The organism is Marichromatium bheemlicum (genome assembly GCF_012276755.1).
Taxonomy (GTDB): Bacteria; Pseudomonadota; Gammaproteobacteria; order Chromatiales; family Chromatiaceae; genus Marichromatium; species Marichromatium bheemlicum.
The window spans coordinates 100,347-125,032 of record NZ_JAAXKX010000001.1 but is presented as its reverse complement, the minus strand read 5'-3'; the positions used below and the strand labels follow the sequence as shown (position 1 = coordinate 125,032).

At 68.8% G+C, this 24,686-nt stretch carries 18 protein-coding genes; 11 read left to right on the top strand and 7 right to left on the bottom strand.

The genetic code is table 11. The features are described 5' to 3' along the window. The first annotated feature begins 14 nt into the window (after positions 1–14). From HF203_RS00535 to HF203_RS00525, 3 genes are read left to right on the top strand one after another with little or no spacing between them, the layout of a single operon-like run. On the top strand, positions 15–761 hold the full coding sequence (locus tag HF203_RS00535; RefSeq protein WP_168665522.1) for an NYN domain-containing protein: 747 nt from the start codon (positions 15–17) through the stop codon (positions 759–761). Further along, a complete protein-coding gene (locus HF203_RS00530) occupies positions 748–1,542 on the top strand; it encodes a TatD family hydrolase (RefSeq protein ID WP_168665520.1) in 795 nt (264 codons plus the stop codon). The genes HF203_RS00535 and HF203_RS00530 overlap by 14 nt, the downstream gene beginning before the upstream one ends. After that, on the top strand, positions 1,539–2,282 hold the full coding sequence (locus HF203_RS00525; protein WP_168665518.1) for a tRNA threonylcarbamoyladenosine dehydratase: 744 nt from the start codon (positions 1,539–1,541) through the stop codon (positions 2,280–2,282). The genes HF203_RS00530 and HF203_RS00525 overlap by 4 nt, the downstream gene beginning before the upstream one ends. A gap of 3 nt (positions 2,283–2,285) precedes the next feature. On the opposite strand, the gene HF203_RS00520 is transcribed toward HF203_RS00525, so the two are convergent. The 3 genes from HF203_RS00520 to HF203_RS00510 form a co-directional block, all read right to left on the bottom strand. Further along, a complete protein-coding gene (locus tag HF203_RS00520) occupies positions 2,286–4,739 on the bottom strand; it encodes a sensor domain-containing protein (RefSeq protein ID WP_168665516.1) in 2,454 nt (817 codons plus the stop codon). 134 nt (positions 4,740–4,873) lie between these two features. Continuing rightward, positions 4,874–6,289 carry a cryptochrome/photolyase family protein gene (locus HF203_RS00515; protein WP_168665514.1) on the bottom strand — a complete coding sequence of 472 codons (1,416 nt, stop codon included), beginning with the start codon at positions 6,287–6,289 and terminating at the stop codon, positions 4,874–4,876. A 335-nt stretch (positions 6,290–6,624) separates the two neighbouring features. Next, positions 6,625–7,557, bottom strand: a complete 933-nt coding sequence (locus HF203_RS00510) for a histone deacetylase family protein (RefSeq protein WP_168665513.1) — start codon at positions 7,555–7,557, stop codon at positions 6,625–6,627. Between the two features lie 349 nt (positions 7,558–7,906). Between HF203_RS00510 and HF203_RS00505 the strand changes: the two genes are divergently transcribed. The 4 genes from HF203_RS00505 to HF203_RS00490 all read left to right on the top strand — a co-directional run bounded on the left by HF203_RS00505 (position 7,907) and on the right by HF203_RS00490 (position 15,156). Next, entirely contained in the window at positions 7,907–10,585 is a 2,679-nt protein-coding gene (locus HF203_RS00505) for a bifunctional acetate--CoA ligase family protein/GNAT family N-acetyltransferase (RefSeq protein WP_168665511.1), read from the top strand. Between the two features lie 91 nt (positions 10,586–10,676). Continuing rightward, a complete protein-coding gene (locus tag HF203_RS00500; protein ID WP_168665509.1) occupies positions 10,677–13,181 on the top strand; it encodes a DNA translocase FtsK in 2,505 nt (834 codons plus the stop codon). Positions 13,182–13,185: 4 nt separating this feature from the next. Continuing rightward, complete coding sequence (gene lolA, locus HF203_RS00495) at positions 13,186–13,824, top strand: outer membrane lipoprotein periplasmic chaperone LolA (RefSeq protein WP_168665507.1); 639 nt, start codon at positions 13,186–13,188, stop codon at positions 13,822–13,824. Positions 13,825–13,827: 3 nt separating this feature from the next. Beyond that, positions 13,828–15,156 (top strand): replication-associated recombination protein A, encoded by a 1,329-nt coding sequence (locus HF203_RS00490; RefSeq protein WP_168665505.1) that lies wholly within the window; start codon positions 13,828–13,830, stop codon positions 15,154–15,156. A gap of 6 nt (positions 15,157–15,162) precedes the next feature. Here HF203_RS00490 and asd read toward each other — a convergent pair whose 3' ends face one another. From asd to HF203_RS00475, 3 genes are read right to left on the bottom strand one after another with little or no spacing between them, the layout of a single operon-like run. Next, positions 15,163–16,038, bottom strand: coding sequence for an archaetidylserine decarboxylase (gene asd / locus HF203_RS00485; protein ID WP_168665503.1), 876 nt, complete (start codon positions 16,036–16,038; stop codon positions 15,163–15,165). Continuing rightward, a complete protein-coding gene (locus HF203_RS00480) occupies positions 16,035–16,652 on the bottom strand; it encodes a hypothetical protein (protein ID WP_168665501.1) in 618 nt (205 codons plus the stop codon). The genes asd and HF203_RS00480 overlap by 4 nt, the downstream gene beginning before the upstream one ends. Positions 16,653–16,665: 13 nt before the next feature. After that, positions 16,666–17,850 (bottom strand): pyridoxal-phosphate-dependent aminotransferase family protein, encoded by a 1,185-nt coding sequence (locus HF203_RS00475; protein WP_168665499.1) that lies wholly within the window; start codon positions 17,848–17,850, stop codon positions 16,666–16,668. A gap of 177 nt (positions 17,851–18,027) precedes the next feature. On the opposite strand from HF203_RS00475, the gene msrB reads away from it, so the two are divergent. From msrB to HF203_RS00455, 4 genes are all read left to right on the top strand, one after another. Beyond that, on the top strand, positions 18,028–18,429 hold the full coding sequence (gene msrB, locus HF203_RS00470) for a peptide-methionine (R)-S-oxide reductase MsrB (protein ID WP_168665497.1): 402 nt from the start codon (positions 18,028–18,030) through the stop codon (positions 18,427–18,429). Between the two features lie 375 nt (positions 18,430–18,804). Next, a complete protein-coding gene (locus HF203_RS00465) occupies positions 18,805–19,743 on the top strand; it encodes a LysR family transcriptional regulator (protein WP_168665495.1) in 939 nt (312 codons plus the stop codon). Between the two features lie 4 nt (positions 19,744–19,747). After that, positions 19,748–20,266 (top strand): ATP-dependent zinc protease family protein, encoded by a 519-nt coding sequence (locus HF203_RS00460; RefSeq protein WP_168665493.1) that lies wholly within the window; start codon positions 19,748–19,750, stop codon positions 20,264–20,266. 80 nt (positions 20,267–20,346) lie between these two features. Then, positions 20,347–23,223 carry a hybrid sensor histidine kinase/response regulator gene (locus HF203_RS00455; RefSeq protein ID WP_168665491.1) on the top strand — a complete coding sequence of 959 codons (2,877 nt, stop codon included), beginning with the start codon at positions 20,347–20,349 and terminating at the stop codon, positions 23,221–23,223. A gap of 4 nt (positions 23,224–23,227) precedes the next feature. Here HF203_RS00455 and HF203_RS00450 read toward each other — a convergent pair whose 3' ends face one another. After that, complete coding sequence (locus tag HF203_RS00450; protein WP_168665489.1) at positions 23,228–24,559, bottom strand: YihY/virulence factor BrkB family protein; 1,332 nt, start codon at positions 24,557–24,559, stop codon at positions 23,228–23,230. Positions 24,560–24,686 lie beyond the last annotated feature (127 nt).

Here is a 24,686-nt window from a genome sequence, read left to right as displayed (position 1 = left end):
CGACAGGATCGCTGATGTCAGAACTCGCCAACCTCAAGCTCGCGGTATTGATCGATGCCGACAACGCCCAGGCGAGCATCGTCGAGGGACTGCTCGCCGAGGTCGCCAAGTACGGCACCGCGCACGTCAAGCGCATCTATGGCGACTGGACGCTGCCCAACCTCGGTTCCTGGAAGGAGACGCTGTTGCGTCATTCGATCCAGCCGATCCAGCAGTTCAGCTACACCAAGGGCAAGAATGCGACCGATGGCGCAATGATGATCGACGCCATGGATCTGCTCTATTCGCGCAACTTCGACGGCTTTTGCATCGTCTCCAGCGACAGTGACTTCACCCGGCTGGCCTCGCGGTTGCGCGAGTCGGGAATGACCGTCTACGGCTTCGGTGAGCGCAAGACCCCCGAGCCCTTCGTCGCCGCCTGTGACAAGTTCGTCTTCACCGAGGTGCTGCGCGAGGACGTCGACGAGGATGTCGGCGCGCGCAAGAGCACCAAGGAGCTCAAGTGCGACACCCGCTTGGTGACCCTGCTGCGCAACGCCGTCGACAGCGCCGCCGACGACACCGGCTGGGCCGGGTTGGGGGCGGTCGGTTCGGCGATCGCCAAGCGCAGCCCCGGGTTTGACGCCCGTAACTACGGCTATCGCAAGCTCAGTGAGCTGCTCAATGCCATTCAGCTCTTCGAACTCGAGGCGCGTCAGATCGGCCGTGGTCCCAATCGCGCGCTCTATGTCCGTGATCCGCGCGCCCATGTCGGTGACTGAGTTGCAGCTGATCGATACCCACTGCCACCTCGACCTGCCGGTGTTCGATCCCGATCGCGCCGCGGTGCTGGCTGCGGCCCATGCCATCGGGGTCGAGACCCTGGTGGTACCGGCGATCGAGCAGGCCGGTTGGTCACGGGTGCTGGCACAGCGCGCCACCGCGACCGCGGCGCGGCCGGCCTGTCGGGTCGCCTTGGGGTTGCATCCGCTCTATCTACCGCCGCTCGCCGAGGCCGAGGCGACGTTGGCGGCGTTGCAGTCGTTGCTGGCCGCCGAGCGGCCGGTGGCGATTGGCGAGATCGGGCTCGATTTCCACCGTGGCGATGCCGATCGTGCCTATCAGCTCGCGCTGTTCGAGGCGCAGCTGGTGCTCGCGCGTGAGGCCCGGCTGCCGGTGTTGCTGCATGTCCGCAAGGCCCACGAGGAGGTGCTCGCGGCGCTCGCCCGGATCGGCGGTGTCGGTGGTATCGCGCATGCTTTCAGTGGCAGCCTGCAGCAGGCGGCCCGGTATCTCGATCGCGGCTTCCGGCTTGGCTTCGGCGGCATGCTGACCTTCGCGCGCTCGACCCGGCTGCGTCGCTTAGCGCGGGCACTGCCGGTCGATGCCTTGGTGCTCGAGACCGATGCCCCGGACATGACCGTTGCCGCCCACCGGGGGGAGCGCAACAGCCCCGCTTATCTCGATCAGGTGCTCGCCGCCCTGGCCGAGGTGCGCGACGAGTCGCCGCAGATGCTCGCCGCCCACACCACCGCCAACGCCCGCGCGGTGCTGGCGCTATGAGTTCGGATCGACCGCTGTGGGATCGCACTCGAATCCTGATCGGAGAGGACGGGGTGGCACGGTTGCGCGCTGCACACGTCTTCGTCGCCGGGCTCGGCGGGGTCGGCGCCTTCGCCGCCGAGGCGTTGGCGCGAGCCGGCGTTGGCACCCTGACCCTGGTCGATCACGACCGGGTCGATCCCTCCAACCTCAACCGTCAGCTGCTCGCCCTCGAGACCACCCTAGGCCGCCCCAAGGTCGAGGTGATGGCCGAGCGTGTCGCCGCGATCAACCCCGATTGCCGGGTGCACGCGTACGCCGCCTTCCTGCCCGCCGAAGGGGCCGATGCCTTTCTCGCCGAGCGTCCGGATCAGCTCATCGACGCCATCGACAGTCTCGGTAGCAAGCTCGCGCTGATCGAGAGCGCGCTGCGCCTCGGGGTGCCGGTGGTCAGCAGCATGGGCGCCGGTGGCCGGCTCGACCCCACCCGGATCCAGGTCGGTGACCTGATGGACACCAAGGTCTGCGGCCTGGCGCGCGCGGTGCGGACCAAGCTGCGCCGCCGTGGGGTCGGACGCGGGGTGTGTGTGGTCTGGTCGGACGAGCAGCCACGTCCGCCGGCCCCGCCAGAGCCGGTCGGTCAGGGACGCGCGCGTGCGGTCAACGGCACGATCAGCTATCTGCCGGCGCTGTTCGGGCTGACCCTCGCCGGGGTGGTGGTCGAGCGCCTGCTCGAGGCCGGGGCCGACGCTGCCGGTTGAGGCTCAGGCGGGGCCCTTGCGGGTCACGACCCAGTCTGGCAGCGCCTCTGGGGCGAGCGGGCGGGCGAACAGATAGCCCTGGCCCAGTCGACAGCCGAGTTGGCGCAGCAGCAACGCCTGCGCGCGGGTCTCGATGCCCTCGGCGAGGATCTCCTGTCCCAGCGCCTCGCCGAGGGCGATGATCGCGCGGATGATGTCGCGATCCTGTCCTTGGGTGTCGAGTTCGTTGACGAACGATCGGTCGATCTTGAGCAGGTCGACCGGTAGCTCCTTGAGTCGTGCCAGCGACGAGTGCCCGGTGCCGAAGTCGTCGACCGAGAGGCTGATCCCCTCGGCGCGCAGCCGCTCGAGTTCGGCAATGACCTCGGTGTCGTGCTCCATCACCACGCCCTCGGTGATCTCCAACCCCAGATGATGAGCCTCGAGCCCGGTCTCGGCGAGGATGCGCTGGGTGGTGTCATAGAGCGCGCCCCGCTGGATCTGGGCGTGGGCGACGTTGACGTGCATCCGCCCGATCGCGATCCCGGCGTCGAGCCAGTGTCGTGCCTGACGACAGGCCTCGTGCAGTGCCCACTCGCCGAGCGTCAGGGTCAGCCCGCTGGACTCGGCGATGGGGATGAAGCGTCCGGGCGGGAGCAGGCCGTGTTGGGGGTGCTGCCAGCGCACCAGGGCCTCGAGTCCGACCAGGGCGCCATCGCTCAGCGAGACCTGGGGCTGGTAGTGGAGCAGTAGCTCGCCGTCGCGGATGGCGCGCCTGAGCTCGTGTTCGAGCCGGGCGCGCTCGCGGGCGATGCGGGTGAGGGTAGCGGTGAAGAAGGCATAGCCGTTGCCTCCGGCGCGCTTGGCTTGACGCAGTGCGACCTCGGCGTTGCGCAGTAGTTGGGTGCTGTCGGCGCCGTCGCGGGGGTAGAGCGCGACACCGATGCTCACGGTGATCAACAGCTCGTCACCGCAGAGTTCGAACGGACGGGCGAGGGCACGCAGCAGGTGCTCGGCGAGCCGCGCGCCGGCGGCCTCGTCGTCGAGGTGTTCGGTGAGCACCATCAGCTCGTCGCCGCTGAAGCGGGCGATGGTGTCGTCGCGCCGCAGCTGGGCCTGGAGGCGTCGCCCGACGGCGCGCAACAGGGCATCGCCTCCGGCATGCCCGAGGGCGTCGTTGATCCCCTTGAAGCGATCGATGTCGACGAACAGTACCGCGAGCCGGCCATGGCGGCGCTCGGCGCGGCGCCCGAGCGCGTGATCGAGCCGGGCCTGGAACAGCAGCCGGTTGGGCAGCTCGGTGAGGGCGTCGTGATGGGTGAGATAATCGACCCGGGCCTGGGAGTGACGGACCTGGCTGAGGTCCGAGAACACCCCGACGAAGTGCACCGTCTCGCCCTGGGCGTCATCGACGCGGTTGACGCGTAGCAGCGCCGGATGGACGCTGCGGTCGCGATAACGGATCCATACCTCGCCGCGCCAGTAACCGGTCTCGGCGAGGTCGCGCCGCATCGACTGGAACAGGTCGGGGGGATGGCGCCCGGACTTGAGCACCGAGATCGGGCGTCCGAGCAAGGTGTCGTGGTCGTAGCCGGTGATCGCGGTGAAGGCGCGGTTGACCTCGAGGATGTGCCCGGTCGCGTCGGTGATGTAGATGCCCTCGGCGGTGCTGTCGAAGACGGTGCCGGCGAGGCGCAGCCGGCGCTCGGCGGCGCGGATCTTGGTGAGGTCGAGGTCGACGCAGAACATCTCGCGCCGCCCGCTGCTGTAGCGCTGCATCACGTGGCTGGAGAAGACCTCGACGGTGGTACCGTCGCGCCGGCGCAGTCGCAGCTCGCCGGCCGGTGGGTCGAGGTCGCTTCGCAACCAGGCGTCGACCTCGGTGGTCATCTGTTCGCGAAACTCCTCGGGGATGATCAGCTCCTCGATCCGTCGGCCCAGCGCCTGTTCTGGGGTGTAGCCGTAGACGCGCTCATTGGCGCGATTCCAGAAGGTCACGCGGCGCTGCTCGTCGTAGCCCTGTACCGCGATCGCCGGCAGTTTCTCGAGGATGCCGCGAAAACGCGCCTCGCTCTCGCGCAGCGCCGACTCGATGCGGCGGCGCTCGCGGTGTGACAGCACCAGCAGAGCCAGGGGCTCGTCGAGTGGGTCGGTGACCAGCCGCAAGCGCACCTCGAGCGGGGTGCGCGGATCCGGTCCGGGGGCCTCAAGCACGCGTTCGCCGGCACGTGCGGCGATCAGCTCATCGGCCAGGTGGCGCTGCGCCGGCCAGCACGGCAGGGCGTCGAGTCGGTGCCCGAGCAGTCCCGGCTCGTCCTCGTGTAGCAGCTGGCAGGCGGTGAGGTTGGCGAGCAGGATACGACCGCTGGTGGGGTCGAGCGCGATCAGCCCCTCATGGCTGGCGGCGAAGAGCGTGCGCAGCAGCACCAGCGCCGGGGTGGGTGGGATGCGATGCGGGCAGGTCGGGGCGACGGGCATGGGCGGCTCCAGGGCTAATCGGGACTGGCCCGATTGTGTGCCGGTGGTCGAGTGGGCACTGCCGTCTGTGATGCGCGCAGCATCGGGGCCAGAATCATTCTAAAGGGTCTGAGTGATTCGGGTTGGGTATCGCGTCACGACTTGATCTCCTCCCAGCCGGCAAGGGCCTCGCGCCGCGATTGAGCCAGGTCGACCATGGGGGCTGGGTAATGGCCGCGCGCTAGGCCATTGCTCACCGTCCACGGCTGCTGCAGCACCTTGTCGGGCAGTCTCGCCAGCTCTGGACACCAGCGGCGCACGTAGGTCCCGCTGGGGTCGAAGCGCTCGCCCTGGCGCACCGGGTTGAAGACCCGAAAGTAGGGGGCGGCGTCGGCGCCGCAACCGGCGGTCCACTGCCAGCCGAGGGTGTTGCTGGCGAGGTCGGCGTCGACCAGGGTGTCCCAGAACCAGCGTGCGCCGAGCTGCCAGGGCAGGCGCAGGTTCTTGGTGAGAAAGGAGGCGACGACCATGCGTACCCGATTGTGCATCCACCCGGTGTGCCACAGCTCGCGCATCCCGGCATCGACCAGCGGGATGCCGGTACGCCCCTGTTGCCAGCGCTCGAGCAGCTCGTCATGGGGTGGCTCGCGCCAGGGATAGTCGGCGAAACGCGCGTCGAGCGGGTGCTCCGGGGTGTGCGGGAAGTGATAGAGCAGGTGATGCGCGAACTCGCGCCAGCCGAGTTCGCGCACGAAGGCGTCCTCGCCCGTGTCCGGGCTTGTGGGGAGCGCGGCGCGGGTCAGCGCGAGCAGCCGGCGGGGTCCGATCTCGCCGAAGTGGAGGTGTGGCGAGAGTCGCGAGGTGGCCGGACGATCGGGGTGATCGCGCAGCTCCCCGTAGTCGCTGAGACGGTCGGCGAGGAACTGCTCGGCGGCCATCCGGGCGCCCTGCTCGCCGGGCGTCCAGGCCTCGGCCAACCCCTGGTCCCAACGGATGCGCGGCAGCAGCCCGAGCGCGTCAACGGTGTCACCGCCCTCGACCTCCGCCCCCGGGATCTGCGCCGGGGTCGTGCATGCGGCGGGGAGATCGGTGAGTCGGGGCGCGCAGTGGCGCCAGAAGGCGCTGAACACCTTGTAGGGCCCCCCGCTGCCGGTCGCCGCCTCCCAGGGTTCGAACAGCAACGCGCCGTTGTGGCTGGCGCAGTCGAGTCCGGCGGCGCGAAGCTGCTGCTTGATCTCGGTGTCGCGAGTTCGGGTGGCGGGGTCGTAGAGACGGTTCCAGTAGATCGCCCGGGCGCCGCTGTGCTTGGCCAGCCGGCGCAGCTGCGCGAGGCTCTCGCCCTGACCGATCCACAGTCGGGTGCCACGTGCGCGCAGCGCGGCATCGAGCGCGGTGAGGCTGTGGTGCAACCACCAGCGGCTGGCCGCGCCAGGGGCCCAGGGGGCCTCTTCGGCGGGGGCGTGGATGTAGACCGGGAGGATGCGCGCGCCACTGTGCAGGGCGGCGCTGAGCGCGGGGTTGTCGTCGAGACGCAGGTCGCGTCTGAACCAGACGATGGCGGTATCGGACATGGTGTGGTGCTAGGTTCGGTGCGGTGTGCGTGATTGCGGACGAGGGCGCCGATGGTAGCGCGATCCGCGTCGCGGCGTGCAGGCCGGGTCAACGGCGCCGCCAGGGGGGGCGCGGCGGCCTGGGGCAATGGCTAGCGATGGCGGCGAGCCGTGGCGCTACGGGCATCGTCCTTCCCTCCGTGCGAATCGCTGAGACCGACCGGGGTGTACCTATGAGGGTGGATATCCGGGCGCCCGGTGACGATGGCAAGATGCCCGCGCGGCAGGATTGCAACCGTACCGGGGCCCGTCTATCCTGATGCTGCGTTGCAGCACGGCGACCCGACCCCGCCGCTTCAGACGTGGCCGATCAGCTCGTCGAGATGCGTACTGACACAACGGCCGAGCGCCGACAACGTATACCCCCCCTCCAGGCAGGACACCACCCGTTCCCCGGCGTGGCGCACGGCGAGCTGGTGCAGCTCGCGGGTGAGCCAGCCGAAGTCGGCCTCGCGCAGGTTGAAGTGTGCCATGTCGTCCTCGATATGGCCGTCGAATCCCGCCGAGATCATGATCAGCTCGGGCGCGAAGGCGTCGAGCCTGGGCAGCCAGGCCTGCTCGATCGCCGCCTTGAAGGCCGCCCCATCGGTCAGTCGCGGCAGCGGCAGGTTGAGGATGTTGGGCGTGGTGGTGTCGGCACCGCTACCGGGAAAGTAGGGGTGCTGGAAGCTCGAGCAGAACAGCACCCGCTCGTCGCCGCGGAAGATCTCCTCGGTGCCATTGCCATGGTGGACGTCGAAGTCGATGATGGCCACCCGTTCGAGGCCGTGATGGACGAGGGCGTGGGCCGCGCCGATGGCGACGTTGTTGAACAGGCAGAAACCGCCGCCGCTGCGCCGTCCGGCGTGGTGACCCGGCGGGCGTATCGAGCAGAAGGCGGCGTGATGGCGGTCGCTCATCACCAGATCGACGCCGAGGATCACCGCACCGGCCGAGTGCAGCGCCGCGGTCAGGGTGTGGCGGTTCATGCCGGTATCGCCGCCGTCGACCCAGGCGATCGAGTCGTCGCTCGGAGCGCTGTCGATGATGTGCTGGACATAGTCGCCGTCGTGCACCATCTCCAGTTGCTCACGGCTGGCGGCGGGGGCGTCGTAGTGGGTCAGCAACATCTCGATGCCGCAGGCGATCATGCGATCGCCGATCGCGTTGAGCCGCTCGGGGCACTCGGGGTGATGTTCACCCATGCGGTGCTCCATGCAGGAGGGATGGGTGATGAAGGCGAGATTCATGTCGGGTCCTCGGTCGTCGAGCACGGCGTCCGCGGTAGGCGCCGCCGGCATGGTTTCGTTCATCGCGACAGGGCGTCGACGGGGACGCGTCCGGGCTGCGATCGTGGCATCAAGGGGCTCGGGGCGAGCGCAGAGGGCTCGCCGGTGCGAGCCGTCATCCTCGCTCCGGCGAGGATTTGCGGTCAATGCTGGGGGTCGCCTCCGCGCCCCGGGGCCGACCAGCGGGGACGCTGGCGCTCGATATCCGCGACCGATTCCGTGCCGGCAGGTGCGGGATCGCCGATAATCAGCCCCTCTCGGAGGGTCACAATGCAGCTTAACCCCTTTCCTGCCTCGGAGGGCAGATCCCATGCGCTTGACCGACATTGACCAACTCTTCACCCCGAGTGCCGTGGCGGTGTTCGGTGCGAGCGACGAGGAGGGTTCGATCGGCGGAATGGTGTTCCGCAACCTGCTCGACGGTGGCTTCAAGGGCCATTGCTATGCGATCAACCCCAAGTACGAGGCCGTCGCCGGGCAGCCTTGCTACGCGAGTCTGACGGTGCTCGACAAGCACATCGACCTGGCGGTGATCGCCATCCCCGCCGAGCGGGTGCCGGCGATCCTCGATCAGTGTGGCAGCTATGGGGTCAAGGCTGCGGTGGTGCACTCGGCCGGGTTCGCCGAGCACGGTGAGCGTGGTGAGCTGCTCCAAGAGCGCATGGTCGAGGCGGCGCGGCGCAACCGTATCCGCGTGCTCGGACCGAACTGTCTGGGGGTGATGCGGCCGCAGCACGGGCTCAACGCCAGTGTCGGCGAGGCGTTGCCGCGCAGTGGCAACGTCGCCTTGGTGTCGCAGTCGGGTGCGATCTGCACCGCGATGATCGATTGGTCGGAGCCGCGCAAGGTCGGCTTCTCGGCGGTGGTCTCGCTCGGTGCGGCGGCCGATGTCGATTTCGGCGACATCCTCGATTATCTCGCCCTCGACAACCAGACCCAGTGCATCCTGCTCTATGTCGAGGGTATCCGTAACGCCCGCCACTTCATCAGTGGGTTGCGCGCCGCGGCGCGGCTCAAGCCGGTGGTGATCGTCAAGGCCGGGCGCCATCCGGCCGGCTCGCGGGCGGTGAAGTCGCACACCGGCGGCTTCGTCGGCTCGGCCGAGGTGTTCCGCGCGGTCACCGATCGCGCCGGTGTGGTGCAGGTCGACGACCTCGACCAGCTGTTCGCCGCCGCCCAGGTCTTCGGCGCCCGCCGGCGGCTCGCCGGTGACCGTATCGCTATCATCACCAATGGCGGTGGACCCGGTGTGCTCGCTGCCGACCGCACCGTGGAGCTGGGGTTGACCCTGGCGCAGTTGAGCGACTCCACCCGGCAGGTGCTCGAACAGGTGCTGCCCGACTATTGGTCGCACGGCAATCCCATCGATATCATCGGGGACGCCAACCCGGAGCGCTATCGCGCCGCGCTCGACGCCTGTCTCGCCGACCCCGAGGTCGACGGTGTGCTCTGTATCCTCGCGCCGCTGGTGTTCGGCGACCCGGTGGCTACCGCCGAGGAGGTGATCGACGCGGCCAAGGGGAGTCGTAAGCCGGTGTTGGCCTGCTGGATGGGCGGCGAGCACGTCGCCGATGCCCAGGCGCTGCTCGCCGAGAACGGGGTGCCGCACTTCGACAACCCCGAGGTCGCCGCCTCGGCCTTCGCCTTTCTCGCCGTGCACCAGCGCAACCAGAAGCTGCTGATGCAGTCGCCGGCACCGCTGGCCTTCGAGAACCCGCCCGACATCGAGGGTGCGCGACTGATTATCGAGGGGGTGATGGCCGAGGGGCGCAAGGTACTCGGCACCGTCGAGGCCAAGGCGATCCTCTCGGCCTTCCGCATCCCCACCATGCAGGCGGTGATGGCGCGCACCCCCAACGAGGCGCTGATGGCCGCCGAGGCGCTCGGTTTCCCGGTGGTGATGAAGGTCAACTCGCCCGATCTGGAGCACAAGTCCGCCGTCGACGGGGTCAAGCTCAACATCGCCGATGCCCAGTCGGTGCGCCGCACCTTCACCGAGATCATCGAGCGTGCCCGACGGCTGCGCCCGGACGCCCGGCTCGAGGGGGTGACGGTCGAGCACATGGTCTCGAGCCGCGCCGCGCGCGAGCTGATGATCGAGGTCTTTCGCGACAACATCTTCGGGCCGGTGATCTGCTTCGGCGCCGGCGGTACCAAGATCGAGGTGATCGAGGATCGCGCCCTGGGGCTGCCGCCGCTCAACGCCTTCATCATCCAGACGATGATCGACCACACCCGCATCGCGCGGCTGATGGGCAGCTTCCAGCACATGCCGCCGATGAACCGGGTGGCGCTGGCGAGGATCCTGCAGCGTGTCTCGGAGATGGTCTGCGAGCTGCCCGAGGTCATCGGGCTGCGCATCAACCCGCTGATCGGCAACGACAAGGAGGTGATCGCCGTCGACGCCTCGATCCACGTCGACTACCGCCCGCCGCAGCAGCGCATCTACGGTCACATGGCGATCTACCCCTACCCCAGCCACCTCATCGAGCGGGTGCAGCTGCCCGACGGGCGCGACTTGGTGATCCGCCCGATCCGCCCGGAGGACGCCGAGATGGAGCAGGACTTCGTCCGCGGGCTCTCCGAGCAGACCAAGTATTTCCGCTTCATGCAGGCGATCCGGGAGCTGACCCCGGAGATGCTGGTGCGCTTCACCCAGATCGACTACGACCGCGAGATCGCGCTGATCGGGGTGCTCGAGCACGAGGGCAAGGACGTCCAGGTCGGGGTGGCGCGCTACATGACGCGCCCGGGCGGTGAGGCCTGCGAGTTCGCCATCGTGGTCTCGGACCAATGGCGCAATATGGGTATCGGCGCGCGGCTGATGCGCTCACTGATGCAGAACGCCCGCCGGCGTGGCTTCCGGGTGATGGACGGTGAGGTGCTCTCGGCCAACAACCGTATGCTGGCGCTGGTCAAGTCGCTCGGCTTCCGTATCGTCAACGACCCCCAGGACATGTCGGTGAAGCTCGTCAGCAAGGTCCTCTGAGACCGGTGTCGGTGTCCGTGGATCCTGGATAAATCGCACTAATAATCTTCGGTAAGGTTATAATAGCGCGAGTAATTTTTGGGAGGGATTCATGGCACAGGCGACCCGCCGTGGGCAATTGACACTGAGCGACTACGTCGAGCGCATCCTGCGCGAGGGGGCGATGTGGGCACTGATGTGCCTGGCGCTCTATCTGTTGCTCGCGCTGGCGACCTATTCACCCCAGGACCCCGGCTGGTCCTATGTCGGCGACGTCGAGCGGGTGGACAATGCCGGAGGTCGCACCGGGGCCTGGTTCGCCGACGGCGCCCTCTATCTGTTCGGCTTCTTCGCCTACCTGATCCCGGTACTGGTCGGTTGGAGCGCCTGGGTGGTGTTCCGTGGTCGCGGTGAGGCGGCGGTGTTGCGGCCGTGGCTGTTGTCGCTGCGTTGGATTGGCTTCACGCTGACCTTGGGCGCCGGTTGCGGGATTGCCGCCATCCATTTCTCGACCCTCGGCGGTGGGCTGCAAAACGGCGCGGGCGGTGCCCTCGGGCAGAGCCTCAGCGAGGCGATGCGTGGTGCCTTTAACGTCCCGGGTACCGATCTGCTGCTGGTCGGTACCCTGCTGATCGGGTTGAGCCTGTTCTGGGGGATCTCCTGGGTGAGGATGCTCGATACCATCGGTGCCGCTGCGTTGCAGACCCTGCGCGCCGCGCGCGGGTTGATGGAGGACTCGCGCGCCCGGGTGATGGGGTTGCGGGCCGGCCCCGAACTCAGCCCCGAGGGGCTGCCCCGGGCGCTCAACCTGATCGAGCCGGAGGAGATCGACACGACGCCCCCGCCGGCCAAACCCCAGCTGCGGCGCCGCCGACCCGCCAGGCGTACGCTGCCCGATGCGGTCCGCGCGGCCTTGACCGATCCCGAACCGACCCCGGAACCGACCTCGGAGCCGGCCCCCGAACCGGAGGTGTCATCGCCTCGTGGCACCCCCCGGCCCGTAGCCAAATCGCCAGCGCCGACGCCAGCGGTCGCGACCCCGCCATCGCCCCGCCCAGCGCCTCCACCGGCCTCGGTCGAGCCGGCGCCGAGCGCCCCGGTGCCGGTGGCCGTGCGCGACATCCCCACCGAGGGCATGCGACCGCCACTCTCGCTGCTCGACGCGCCGACCAAGAGCGGTCGCGGCTACAGCGCCGAGCAGCTCGAGGAGCTGTCGCGTCAGGTCGAGCTGCGTCTGGCCGACTTCGGTGTCGAGGCGCGGGTCGAGGAGGTCTATCCCGGGCCCGTGGTCACCCTCTTCGAGATCGATCTCGCCCCTGGCACCAAGGTCAGTAAGATCACCGGCCTGGCCAAGGACTTGGCGCGCGCGCTGTCGACGATCAGCGTGCGCGTGGTCGAGGTGATCCCGGGCAAGTCGTTGATCGGTATCGAGATCCCCAACGAGCAGCGCGAGATCGTGTTCCTGCGCGAGATCCTCGGCTCGGACGCCTACCAGGAGGCGCGCTCGGTGCTCACCCTGGGGATGGGTACCAACATCGCCGGCCAGCCGGTGGTCGCCGATCTGGCGCGCATGCCCCACGCCTTGATTGCCGGTACCACCGGCTCGGGTAAGTCGGTGGCGATCAACGCGATGATCCTCAGTCTGCTCTACAAGGCCGACCCCAAGGACGTACGGCTGATCATGGTCGACCCCAAGATGCTCGAACTCTCGGTCTACGAGGGCATTCCGCACCTGCTCACCCCGGTGGTCACCGACATGAAGGAGGCGGCCAACGCGTTGCGCTGGTGTGTCGGTGAGATGGAGCGGCGCTATCGGCTGATGGCCAAGCTCGGGGTGCGTAACATCGCCGGCTACAACAAGCGCATCGCCGAGGCCGAGGCCGCCGGCACACCGATCGCCGACCCGCTCCACGACCCCGCGCTCGGCGCCGCGCCGGCGCTTGAACACCTGCCCTATATCGTGGTCATCATCGACGAGCTGGCCGACATGATGATGGTGGTCGGCAAGAAGGTCGAGGAGCTGATCGCGCGCCTGGCGCAGAAGGCCCGCGCCTCGGGGATCCACCTGCTGCTGGCCACCCAGCGCCCCTCGGTCGACGTGCTCACCGGGTTGATCAAGGCCAACATCCCCACCCGCATCGCCTTCCAGGTGTCCTCGCGGATCGACTCGCGCACCGTCCTCGATCAGCAGGGCGCCGAGCAGCTGCTCGGACACGGCGACATGCTCTATCTGCCACCGGGCGGTAATCTCCCCAACCGCGTGCACGGCGCCTTCGTCGACGATCACGAGGTGCACGCGGTGGTGGAACATCTCAAGCAGTTCGGTGGTCCGGACTATATCGACGACGTGTTGCGCGAACCGACCGAGACGCTGCCTGGGATCGACCCCGAGCCGCGCGGTGGTGACACCGAGGACACCGATCCGCTATTCGACGAGGCGGTGCAGATCGTCGTCGAGACCCGTCGTGCCTCGATCTCCGGGGTGCAGCGCCGGCTCAAGATCGGCTACAACCGCGCCGCGCGCATGATCGAGGAGATGGAACGTATCGGCATCGTCAGCCCGGCCGAGACCAACGGTAACCGCGAGGTGCTGGTCCCGCCGCCACAGGAGGAGTGATCGCGTGAATCGAGTCACCATGTCCGCCCGCGCCCTCGGCGCCGTCCTGCTCGCATCCTTGCTGCCCGTCGCGGCGCTCGCCGGGGAAGGCGCACAGCGTCTCGACGACTACCTCGCCGGCCTCAATAGCCTGCGCGCCGACTTCGTGCAATACACCTTCAACGCCGCGCGCACCCAGATGACCGAGTCGCACGGGCGCTTCTACTTGCAGCGCCCGGGCCGCTTCCGTTGGGAGTACGACGACCCGGTGGCGCAGGTCATCATCGCCGACGGCAAGCGCGTCTATGTCCACGACCTGGAACTCGAGCAGGTCACCCACCAGAGTCAGGAGCGGGCGCTGCGCGGCACCCCGGCGTTGTTGCTCGCCAGTGCCGCGCCCATCGCCGAGCACTTCGCCGTCAGCGAGCTGCCGAGCACGGATGGGCGCGACTGGGTGGCGCTACGCCCGCTCGCCGCCGACGCCGAGGTCGAGCGTATCGAACTCGGCTTCGGGCCAGCGGGGCTCGAGAGCCTGATCATGGAGGACGGCTTCGGCCAAAGCACCCGGCTCGACTTCAGCGCGGCGACCCGCAACCTCGCGCTCGAATCCGAGCTGTTCGAGATCGATCGCAGCGCCGTCGACGACTTCCTCTCCTTCGACTGAGCCATGCCCGCGACTCGCGACAACCCCCAGACCCCACTCGCCGAGCGGTTGCGCCCGGCCGCCCTCGAGGACTTCCGTGGCCAGACACACTTGCTCGGCCCGGGCAAGCCGCTACGCCGCGCGCTCGAGTCGGGACATGCTCACTCGATGATCCTGTGGGGGCCGCCCGGCACCGGCAAGACCACCCTGGCGCGGCTGATCGCCGCGCGCGCCGAGGCCGAGTTGATCACCCTCTCGGCGGTGCTCGCCGGGGTCAAGGAGATCCGCGAGGCGGTCGCACGCGCCCAGGCGCGGCTGGCCGCCGACGGTGCCCCCAGCCTGTTGTTCATCGACGAGGTGCACCGCTTCAACAAGGCCCAGCAGGACGCCTTCCTGCCGCACGTCGAGGACGGCACCCTGACCTTCATCGGTGCCACCACCGAGAACCCCTCGTTCGCGCTCAACAACGCATTGCTCTCGCGTGCCCGGGTCTATGTGCTGCGCTCGCTCGAGGCCGACGACCTGGTCGCGGTGCTCGAGCGCGCGCTCCATGACCCGCGCGGCGGGTTGGCCGCGCGCCGTCTCGTGCTCGATCCCGAGGCGGCGCGGCTGATCGCCGAGGGCGCCGACGGTGACGCGCGCAGTGCGCTCAACCTGCTGGAGCTGGCCGCCGCGGCGGTCGATGAGGGCGCGGTGATCGGGCGCGAGACGGTGGCGGCGGTGGCCAGCGCCTCGCTACGCCGCTTCGATCGCGGTGGCGACGACTTCTACGACCAGATCTCGGCGCTGCACAAGTCGGTGCGCGGCTCGGCGCCGGATGCGGCGCTCTATTGGCTGGCGCGGATGCTCGATGGTGGCTGCGATCCGCTCTATGTGGCGCGCCGCCTGGTGCGTATCGCCAGCGAGGACATCGGCAACGCCGACCCGCGCGCGCTCGATCTGGCGCTCAACGCCTGGGAGGCGCAGGCACGGCTCGGCTCGCCCGAGGGCGAGCTGGCGCTGGCGCAGGCGACCGTCTATCTCGCCTGCGCGGCCAAGAGCAACGCCGTCTACACCGCCTGGAAGGCCGCCCAGGCCGATGCCCGCGCCTCGGGTTCGCTGGGGGTGCCGCTGCATCTGTGCAATGCGCCGACGCGGCTGATGAAGGAACTCGGTCACGGTCGGCGCTATCGCTATGCCCACGACGAGCCCGAGGGCTATGCCGCCGACGAGCGCTATTTCCCCGACGAGCTGGGCGAGCGGCGCTATTACGCGCCGGTCGAGCGCGGGCTGGAGATCCGTCTCCGCGAGAAGCTCGAGCGCCTCGCCGCACTCGACCGTGCCGCGCGCGCGCGGCACGGCGGGCGCGGCTGAACGGGTCTAGTCGGCGAGGGTGCCGAGACGCTGGCCGAGGCGCACCGTCTGTCCCGGGGCAAGCCCGGTCTCCCAGTCGACGCGCCCGCGCGGCACCACCACCACCACGGTCGAGCCGAGGTTGAAGCGGCCCATCTCGGCGCCGCGCGCGAGTTCTACCGGCGCGGCCTCGCGATAGTCCAGACGGTTGGGCGGCCCGAGCCGGTGCGGCGGCGTCACCACCCCGGACCACACCGTCTCGATGCCGCCGACGAAGATCGCCCCCACCAACACCTGCGCCAGCTCGCCAGCGGCGGTCTCGAAGCGGGTCACCAGACGCTCGTTGCGGGCGAACAGCCCCGGCACCCGGTTGGCGGTGGCGGCGTTGACGCTGAACAGTGCGCCCGGGACATGGGTCATCTCCAGCAGGCGCCCGGTCAGCGGCATGTGGATGCGGTGATAGTCGCGCGGCGAGAGATAGATGGTGACGAAGTGTCCGCCCTCGAACGGGTGCGGCGCGCCGGGGTCGAGCCCGAGCAGGGTGTCGACGGCGTAGTCCTGGCCCTTGGCCTGGATCAGCCGTCCGTCCTCGATGCGTCCGATCTGGCTGATCGCGCCATCGACCGGGCAGAGCAGGGCGCGCGGGTCGGGGTCGAGCGGTCGCGCCTCGGCGCGCAGCGCGCGGGTGAAGAAGGCGTTGAAGTGGGGATAGGCGTCGAGGTCGGGTTCGGCGGCCTGCTGCATATCGATCCGGTAATGGCGGGCGAAGCCGTGGATCAGCAGGCGCCTCAACGGGCGCCAGCGCAGTCGTGAGAGACGGTGCATCAGCTCCGAGAGCAGACGCTGTGGCAGCAGGTACTGCAGGGCGACGAACAGCCGTTCGCCCCAGTCGGATCGGGTCATGGGGTCTCCGCGAGCAATGCCGGCGCGGCGGCGTGAAGCGCCGCCAGATCGGCGGCCAGGGTGGCACCGGCGGCGGTGCCGGGGAAGATCGCCAGCAGCCGCGCGCGCGGCGCGAACACCAGGATCGGGGCCGATCCGGCGTCCGTGTCGTCGCCCAGCGCGGCGAGCGGCGCGCGCGCCTCGGGCGCGCCAGAGACGATGTCGAGCGCCGGCGAGAGGCGGCTGAAGTCACGCGCCCGGGCCTGGTCGGCGCCGCCGTCGACCAGCACCAGGCGCAGCGCCCCGGCGATCTCGGGGCGGTCGGCGAGCCGATTGCGGGTCTCGATCAGGCGCTGTAGCGCGCGCTGACCGGAGGCGTCGGCGAGGTCGCCGAAGGCGAGCAGGGTCCAGTCGGCGCCGAGTCGGGCGCGGTCGAAGGGACGCCCGAGGGCGTCCTCCAGGGCAAACTCGGGGGCCGCCAGCGGTGGGCGCAGCAGCACCCCGTTGATCGTCGGCGGCTCGGCATGACGGCGCTGGTACTGGTTCCCCCACTGATAGCCGAGCACCAGTATCGCCATGGCGAGCAGCATCAGCATCAGGCGTGCCGCCAGCGGGCGGCGATTGGCGAGCAGCACCGCGATCCCCCCCTCAGTCCGTCCCCAGCAGCACCGCGCGCGCGGCGGCGAGCGCCGCGTCGGTGTCGGTCTGGTGGCCGAGCGCGCCGAGTTCGGTGCCGAGCGCGCCGAGACAGAGCAGGATGTTCTCGGGCCGGCTGCTGTAGCCCATCAGCCCGATGCGCCACACCTTGCCGGCGAGGCTGCCGAGCCCGGCGCCGAGTTCGAGGTTGTAGCGCGCGAGCAGCCGGGTGCGGACCTCGGCCTCGTCGATCCCGGCCGGTACCGCCACGGCGTTGAGCTGTGGCAGGCGCTCGGCCTCGGGCACGATCAGCTCCAGCCCCAGGGCCTCGAGCCCGGCGCGCAGCGCCTGGTGGTGATGGGCGTGCCGCGCCCAGGCCTGTTCGATGCCCTCCTCGGTGAGCATCACCAGCGACTCGTGCAGGGCGTAGAGGGCGTTGACCGGGGCGGTGTGGTGGTAGCTGCGCTTCTGCTCGCCGCTCCAGTAGCCCATGATCAGGTTGAGGTCGAGGAACCAGCTGTTGACCTTGGTGGTGCGGGCGCGGACCTTGTCGAGCGCGCGCTCGCTGAAGGTCACCGGGGCCAGCCCCGGGGTGCAGCTGAGACACTTCTGCGAGCCCGAGTAGACCGCGTCGAGCCCCCAGGCGTCGACCTCCAGCGGGCTGCCGCCGAGCGAGGTGACCGCGTCGCAGATGGTCAGGCAGTCGTGACGGCGGGCGATCTCGGCCAGCGCCCGGGCGTCGGAGCAGGCGCCGGTGCTGGTCTCGGCATGGACGAAGGCGAGGATGCGCGCCTCGGGATGGGCGGCGAGGGTGCGCTCGACCTGCTCGGGGTCGACGGCGCGCCCCCAGGTGCCCTCGACCACCACCGCGGTGGCGCCGGCGCGCTCGACGTTCTCCTTCATCCGTGAGCCGAACACCCCGTTGATGCATACCACCACGGTATCGCCCGGCTCGACCAGGTTGACGAAGCAGATCTCCATCCCCGCCGATCCGGGGGCCGAGACCGGCATGGTCAGCGCGTTGTCGGTGCGGAAGGCGCCGCGCAGCAGGGTCTTGAGTTCGTCCATCATGGCGACGAAGGCCGGGTCGAGATGACCGATGGTGGGACGGGCGAGGGCGGCGAGCACGCGCGGGTGGACATCGGCCGGTCCCGGCCCCATCAAGGTGCGTGCAGGGGGATTGAAGGAGTGGATCATGGTCTGCGTTCCGGTGTCGTTCGTTTTGATGGCGAGCGCCGGGGCGCGGGCGATGGATCTGCCGCGACTGGTCGCTGTCGGGAGCCTTCGGAGTATACGGGGCGTCCCCAGGGCGCTCAAGACAGCCCGGCGGCGACCCCGCCGACCCCGCAACCGCATCATGGGCAGAGGTGAACGATGAGTGATGAGATCGAGCTGAGCGACGAGGAGTGGCGAGGGCGCCTGACCCCGGAGCAGTATCAGGTGTGCCGTCAGCAGGGTACCGAACGCGCCTTCACCGGCGTCTATCACGACTACAAGGGGCTGGGGCTGTTCCGCTGTGTGTGTTGCGGCGAGCCGCTGTTCGACGCCGCGGCCAAGTTCGACTCCGGTACCGGCTGGCCGAGCTTCCACAACCCGCATGCCCCGGGAGCGGTGGCGCGCGCCGTCGACCACAGTCACGGCATGGACCGCACCGAGGTCCACTGCCGGCGCTGCGGTGCCCACCTCGGTCACGTCTTCCCCGACGGCCCGGCCCCCACCGGCGAGCGCTATTGCATCAACTCCGTGGCCCTCACGCTGGACACCGGGGAGGGGTAGCGGTCAGCCATCGGTCCCCAGCCGCCAGCCGCCAGCCGCCAGCCGGGGATTGAACCGCCAAGACGCGAAGGGCGCAAAGAGGCTCAAGTTGTAAGCGTCCAGTCTCCAGCAGCCAGTGGGAGTGCGTCCTTGAGGCAGGCTGCTTGCCCACATCCGTGGCGCAGGTCTTGGGCGCCAGTGTTCGAGGGTAGCCAGCCACTGGCGCCTGGAGGCTGACCACTGGAGGCTCTTTTCTCCTTTGCGCCCTTCGCGTCTTGGCGGTTCAATCCCCTGGTCGCTGGCGTCGCGCGCGGCTTTGCGGTTCAATCCTCCCGAACGCCGCGTCGGTCTCGGCCGTGTCGGTGTCGATCGTGTCCCTGCAATCGAGTCGAACCCTTGGATATCGCCCTGCTCAAGACCTTCATCGAGGTCGCCCGTCATCGTCATTTCGGTCGTGCCGCCGGTGCACTTTGCGTCAGCCAGTCGGCGGTGAGTGCGCGGGTGAAGTTGCTCGAATCGGTGCTCGGGGTGGTGCTGTTCGAGCGGCGGCGGGGGGATATCCGTCTCACCGAGTCGGGTCAGCGCCTGCTGCAGCACGCCGAACGTATCGTTCGCACCTGGGCGCGGGCGCGCGCCGAACTCGTCGGCGAGCAGCGTCATACCCTCGCCCTCGGCTGTGCCCCGGACCTGTGGTCGTTGGGGGTGCGTGAGCGGGTCGCCGCGCTGCGCCAGGCGCTGCCCTGGGTGGAATTGCGCCTCGAGCTGCTGCCAGCGGCCTCGTTGTTGCAACGCCTGGCCGACGCCACCCTGGATCTTGCGCTGCTCGGCGAGCCGGTCGAGTCGCGCTGTTGCCCGAGCGAGCCGCTGGCGCGCATCGAGCTGGTCCTGGTCAGTCGCGAATCGGGTCTTGCCCTGGAACAGGCGCTCGGTGAGGGCTATATCCTGGTCGACTGGGGGACACGGTTCCTGACGCTGCACGCCGAGCGACTGGCGGTCGACATGGCCAGCCGGATGCGGGTCGATCAGGGGCGGGTGGCGCTGGAGTTGCTGGAGGTGCTCGGCGGCGCGGCCTATCTGCCTTGGCCGTGGGTGGCACAAGCGGTCGAGGAGGGGCGGCTGGCGGTGGTCGACGGGGCGCCGACCTTCTCGTTGCATCCGCATCTGGCCGTCCGTGATGGCGCGATCGATCGCGATCCGGTCGATACGGCGGTCGCGCTGCTGCGCGAGACCGGGGATGCGGCGTCCCCGCGATGCCCACCGGGGCACACGAGCCCTACCCGGGGTGCGCCGTCCGAACCTGAATCTGTCTCCCCGCCCGGGGCCCCTTGGACGTGACACCATGCATAGTGCCTGCGAATCCACACCGTTGTTGCTGGGCTGGCGCGAGTGGCTGGCGTTGCCCGAACTTGGGTTGCCGCTGATCAAGGCGAAGGTCGATACCGGGGCGCGCACCTCGGCGCTGCACGCCTTCTATGTCGACCCCTTCACGCGCGCCGGTGCCCCCTATGTACGCTTCGGCATCCATCCGTTGCAGCACTGCCCTGACCTCGTGGTCCATGCCGAGGCCGAGGTCATCGATCGGCGTCGGGTGAGTGACTCGGGGGGGCATCGCGAGGAACGCTATGTCGTCTCCACCCTGCTTCAGGTGGCGGGGCGCGAGTGGCCGATCGAGCTGACCCTGACCAATCGCGAGTCGATGCTGTTTCGGATGCTACTCGGGCGGACGGCGATGGCCAGTGGAGGTGCCCGGGTCGATCCGGCGTGTTCCTTCCTGGCCGGGCGGGTTGCTGCGGCCGAGACGTGTTATCGGCAGACTGCGCCGCTGGGCGGGAGCGGACCCGCCGACGATCGAATATAGTAACCTGACGGCTACGGGCGTTCGTCGTCCAGGCGTCCTCGGCGTGCGCGCATCCCCCTCTGCGTCGGTGGGAGGCACCCTTGGCGAGCAATGCGCTGCGTAACTTCTTCATCCTTTATCTCGGTGCCCTGGGCCTGATCGGCGTCGGGGTGGCCTTCTTCGTCGACTCCGAGATCCGTCACGAGCGTGAGGTCATTGCTGCCGCCGAGCGTGAGGCCGTCGCCCTGGCCGCGCAGATGTTGCGCCAACACCTGCGCGACGCGGTCAGCGATGTCGAGTATCTGATCCGGCTGCCGGCGTTGCATGATGCGGTGGCCGGTCAGCGCGAGGATGCCATGCCGCGGCTGGCGCGCCAGTTCTCACTCTATATGATCGCCCACCCCAAGTTCGATCAGCTGCGCTGGCTCGATACCGCCGGTCGCGAGCAGATGCGGGTCGACTGGGTCGAGGGGCGGGCACAGGTAATCGACGCTCGGCAGCTGCAGGACAAGTCGGCGCGTCCCTATTTCCAGATCACCAGTGGGTTGCCCGCTGGCGGGATCTATGTCTCGCGTCTCGATCTCAATGTCGAGCACGGCGTTATCGAGCGTCCGTTCAAGCCGGTCTACCGAGTGGCAATGCCGGTGTTCGGCGATCAGGGAGAGCGCCGCGGGGTACTCATCGCCAACTATCTCGGCGCGCCCCTGATCGCGACCGTGGTCGCCTCGGTCAACGGCGATGGCGCGCGGTTGATGCTGCTCGATCAGGACGGCACCTGGATGCGCAGTGTCGACCCGACCGAGGAGTGGGGGCGCGCGCTCGGGACCCAGGCCAGCCTCGGGGCGCGTTATCCGAGCCTCTGGGCGGCGATCGAGTCGAGCGCGGATGGACAACGCCTCGATGACGATGGGCTCTGGACCTGGCAGACGCTGATGCCGCTGCGGGAGGTGGCGCAGGCGTTGCAAAACGAGACCGCCGACTCGCCAGTGGTCGTGGGGTTGGGGGGAGAGAATCGCTGGACGGTGTTGACCCGCCTCGAGCCGGAACGCTTGGCGGCGATGGCCCGACGGATCATCGGCGCGGTGGCAGTGGTCGGCGGGGTGATGGCGCTGGTCGCGGGGTTGCTGTGCGCCCTGATCACCCGCTCCCAATTCCGCATCGAGCGGCTCAACCAGGCGTTGGCCCATCGTGCCGAGGCGGCCGAGGCGGCGACCCGTGCCAAGGCCGATTTCCTGGCCAACATGAGCCACGAGATCCGCACCCCGATGAACGCGATCCTCGGTTTCAGTTATCTGCTCGGCAAGATGACCCTACCCGATCGCGCCGGTGCCTTGGTGGGACGTATCCAGGGCGCGGGGCGCGCGTTGCAGGGGATCATCAACGATATCCTCAACTTCTCCAGGATCGAGGCCGGTGGCCTGAAGCTCGTCGAGCGTCCCTTTGCGCTCGATGCCCTGCTCGAGGAGGTGCACGGACTGATGGCCGTCGAAGCGTCGGAGAAGCGACTGACCTTGCAGGCGGCGCAGGTCCCGGAGGGCTGTGCCTGGTTGCGGGGTGATGCGCTGCGTCTCGAGCAGATCCTGCTCAATCTGATCGGCAACGCGATCAAATTCACCGAGCGGGGCGGGGTGGCGGTGACCGTTGAGCGTTGCGCTGCGCTCGAGGCGCAGCAGGTGCGGTTGTTGTTCGCGGTGACCGACAGCGGAATCGGCATCGCGCCGGACCAGCAGCGCGAGATCTTCGCCCCCTTTACCCAGGCCGATGTCTCCACCACCCGCCGTTTCGGTGGCACGGGGCTGGGGCTGACGATCTGCCAGCGTTTGGTCGAGGAGATGGGCGGGCAGATCGGGGTCGAGAGCAGCCTGGGGCAGGGTAGTCGCTTTTGGTTCACCCTCGGGTTCGAGGTGCTGTCGGCACCGCCGCCCCATCAACTCGGTCTCGGTGAGGCACGCGTCGCGTCGCGTGCCGAGCGTTGTGGCCTCAGTGGGGTTCGGGTAATGGTGGTCGACGACAGTGAGATCAACCGTGATCTGGCCGAGACCATCCTCAGCGATGAGGGCGCCGAGGTGATCCAGGCCGAGAATGGACGCGAGGCGGTCGACTGGCTCTGTGCCAACCCCAATGCCATTGATCTGGTGCTGATGGATATCCAGATGCCGGTCCTCGACGGGTACGAGGCGACCCGACAGATCCGGGCCAATCCGGCGCTCGAGCGGATCCCGGTGGTGGCGGTTAGCGCCGGGGTGCTCGACAGCGAGCGTCAAGCGGCCTTGGCCGCGGGGATGTGTGCCTTCGTCGGCAAGCCCTTCGACGTCGAGGAGGTGGTCGCGTTGATCGCACGCCTGACCGAACACGGCGCCGCCGGTCAGGCCGCGCGGCGCTCGTCCGAGCAACCCCCGCGGTACCCCGGTCTGGATGTCGATCGGGGCCTGTCGTTGTGGCGTGATGGCGAGCGCTATCGACGCTATCTACGCCAGTTCGTCGCCGATCATCGTGAGGACGCACGACTCCTCGCTACCCTCGATCCTGCCGCCGGGGCGCGTCTGACCCATAAGCTCAAGGGCGCGGCGGCCAATCTCGGGCTCACCGAGGTGGCGGCGGTGGCCCAGTCGCTCAACCAGCTCCAGCGCCAGGGACGGGCGGACACCGAAGAGGCGCGCGCGCGCCTGCAGCGTGTCCTCGATCAGGCGCAGGCCAGTATCGAGCGCTTCGCGCCTGCCACCGTCCGCTCGCCGAGCGCCACCGAGGGCGCCGGCGCCAGTCTCGATCGCGAACGCGTGACCGCAGTGTTCGGCGCCCTGCTCGAAGCCCTCGACAGCGATAATCCCACCGAGATCAAGCCGCTGCTCGCCGAGCTCGAACGACTGCTCGGTTCGACTCGGGTCGAGGCGCTGCACCAGGCGGTCGAGCACTTCGATTTCCGGGGCGGTGAGACGGCGCTGCGCGCGCTCGCCGAGACGTTGGGGATCCGCTGCTGAGGGTTCAGGTCGATGTCGGGGACTCGGTCTCCTCGATCAGGTCGGCCAGGCTGAGTCCCTCGAGCAGCTGGGTGCGGTTGTCATCGAGCCGTGATTCGAGCGCGTTCAGGGCGGTATCGGCCGGGCGTGCGCGATAGCCATCGCTCTCCTCCTCGAAGGTACGGATGCGCTCGAGCAGCCAGGCAAGACCGATCCGTTCCGGTGCCTGCGCGGGGACCAAGCCACCGCCCTCGGTGGCGACCACCACCTCGCTCTGTTCGAGTAGCTGTAGCGGCTGATCGAGTGCCTGCTCGGCCATCCCCAGGCTGGTCGCCAGCACTTCCTGGCTGGGTGCGGGTTGGCCGCGATGGTGGGCGCCGGCGATGCGGCTGGCCAGCTGCAGGGTCAGGCGTTCGCGCAGCCGGTTGCTCAGGCGCGGTTCGCGCGAGCGACCATCGAGATAGTGCGGGTGCTGGTGATAGAAGGCGATGCTCGCCCCGACCAACAGGATCAGCCAGGCGACATAGATCCAGATCATCAGCAGGATGAGGATCGCCAGGCTGGAGTAGATCGCGGTATAGCGGGTGGAACCGCCGATGAAGGTCGAGAACAGGAGTCCCGCACCCTCCCACAACAGCCCCGCGGCCAGCGCCCCGACCAGTGCCGAGGGGATGCGCACCCGGGCATTGGGCACGAACACGTAGAAGAAGGCGAAGGTCAGCGAGATCAACAGATAGGGGGCGAGCACGCGGGCGAGTTCGAGCAGGACCCCGAACGGGGCGACCGCCATCAGCGAGCGTATATAGACGTTGTCGCCGAGCGAGGCCGAGAGCCCGAGTGCCGAGAAGAACAGCACTGGACCGACCAGCAGCACGCTCATGTACTGGGTGAAGCGCTGGGTGAAGGGGCGTGGGTGCTCGACCCGCCAGGTGTAGTTGAACGCCTGCTCAATCTTCTGGATCAGCGAGATCACGGTATAGAGTAGGAGTGCCAGGCCGACCGAGCCGAGCACCCCGACCTGCATTCGGTCGACGAACTCGATCAGACGGGTGTTGATCTCCTGTCCCGACTCGCCGAGTGGCGCCAGGGCGTTCTGCAACAGGGGTTCGAGTTGATTGTGGACGCCGAAGCCCTTGAGCACCGAGAAGCTCACCGCGAGCAGCGGCACCAGCGAGAGCAGGGTGGTGTAGACCAGTCCCATGGCGTGGAGCCTGAGGTTGCCCGCGGTGAGGTCGCGGGCGAGGGCGTGGAGCAGACGGGCGAACCCGAGCAGGGAACGCTGCCAGCGTGGGCGGTTGTCCGCCGTGCTCCACAAGAGCTGGTCCAGTCGCGTGACGAAGCCTGTCTTGGCCGGCATGGTGGCTGTCCCGATGGTGTTGGTGGCATGGATGCGGTGGTAAAGGGGGGAGGTGCTATCCTTGGTCGACGACGGTGCGGTCGTCACCGCAGATCGCCCCTCGGGTCAGATCCTACCCGTCGTGCAG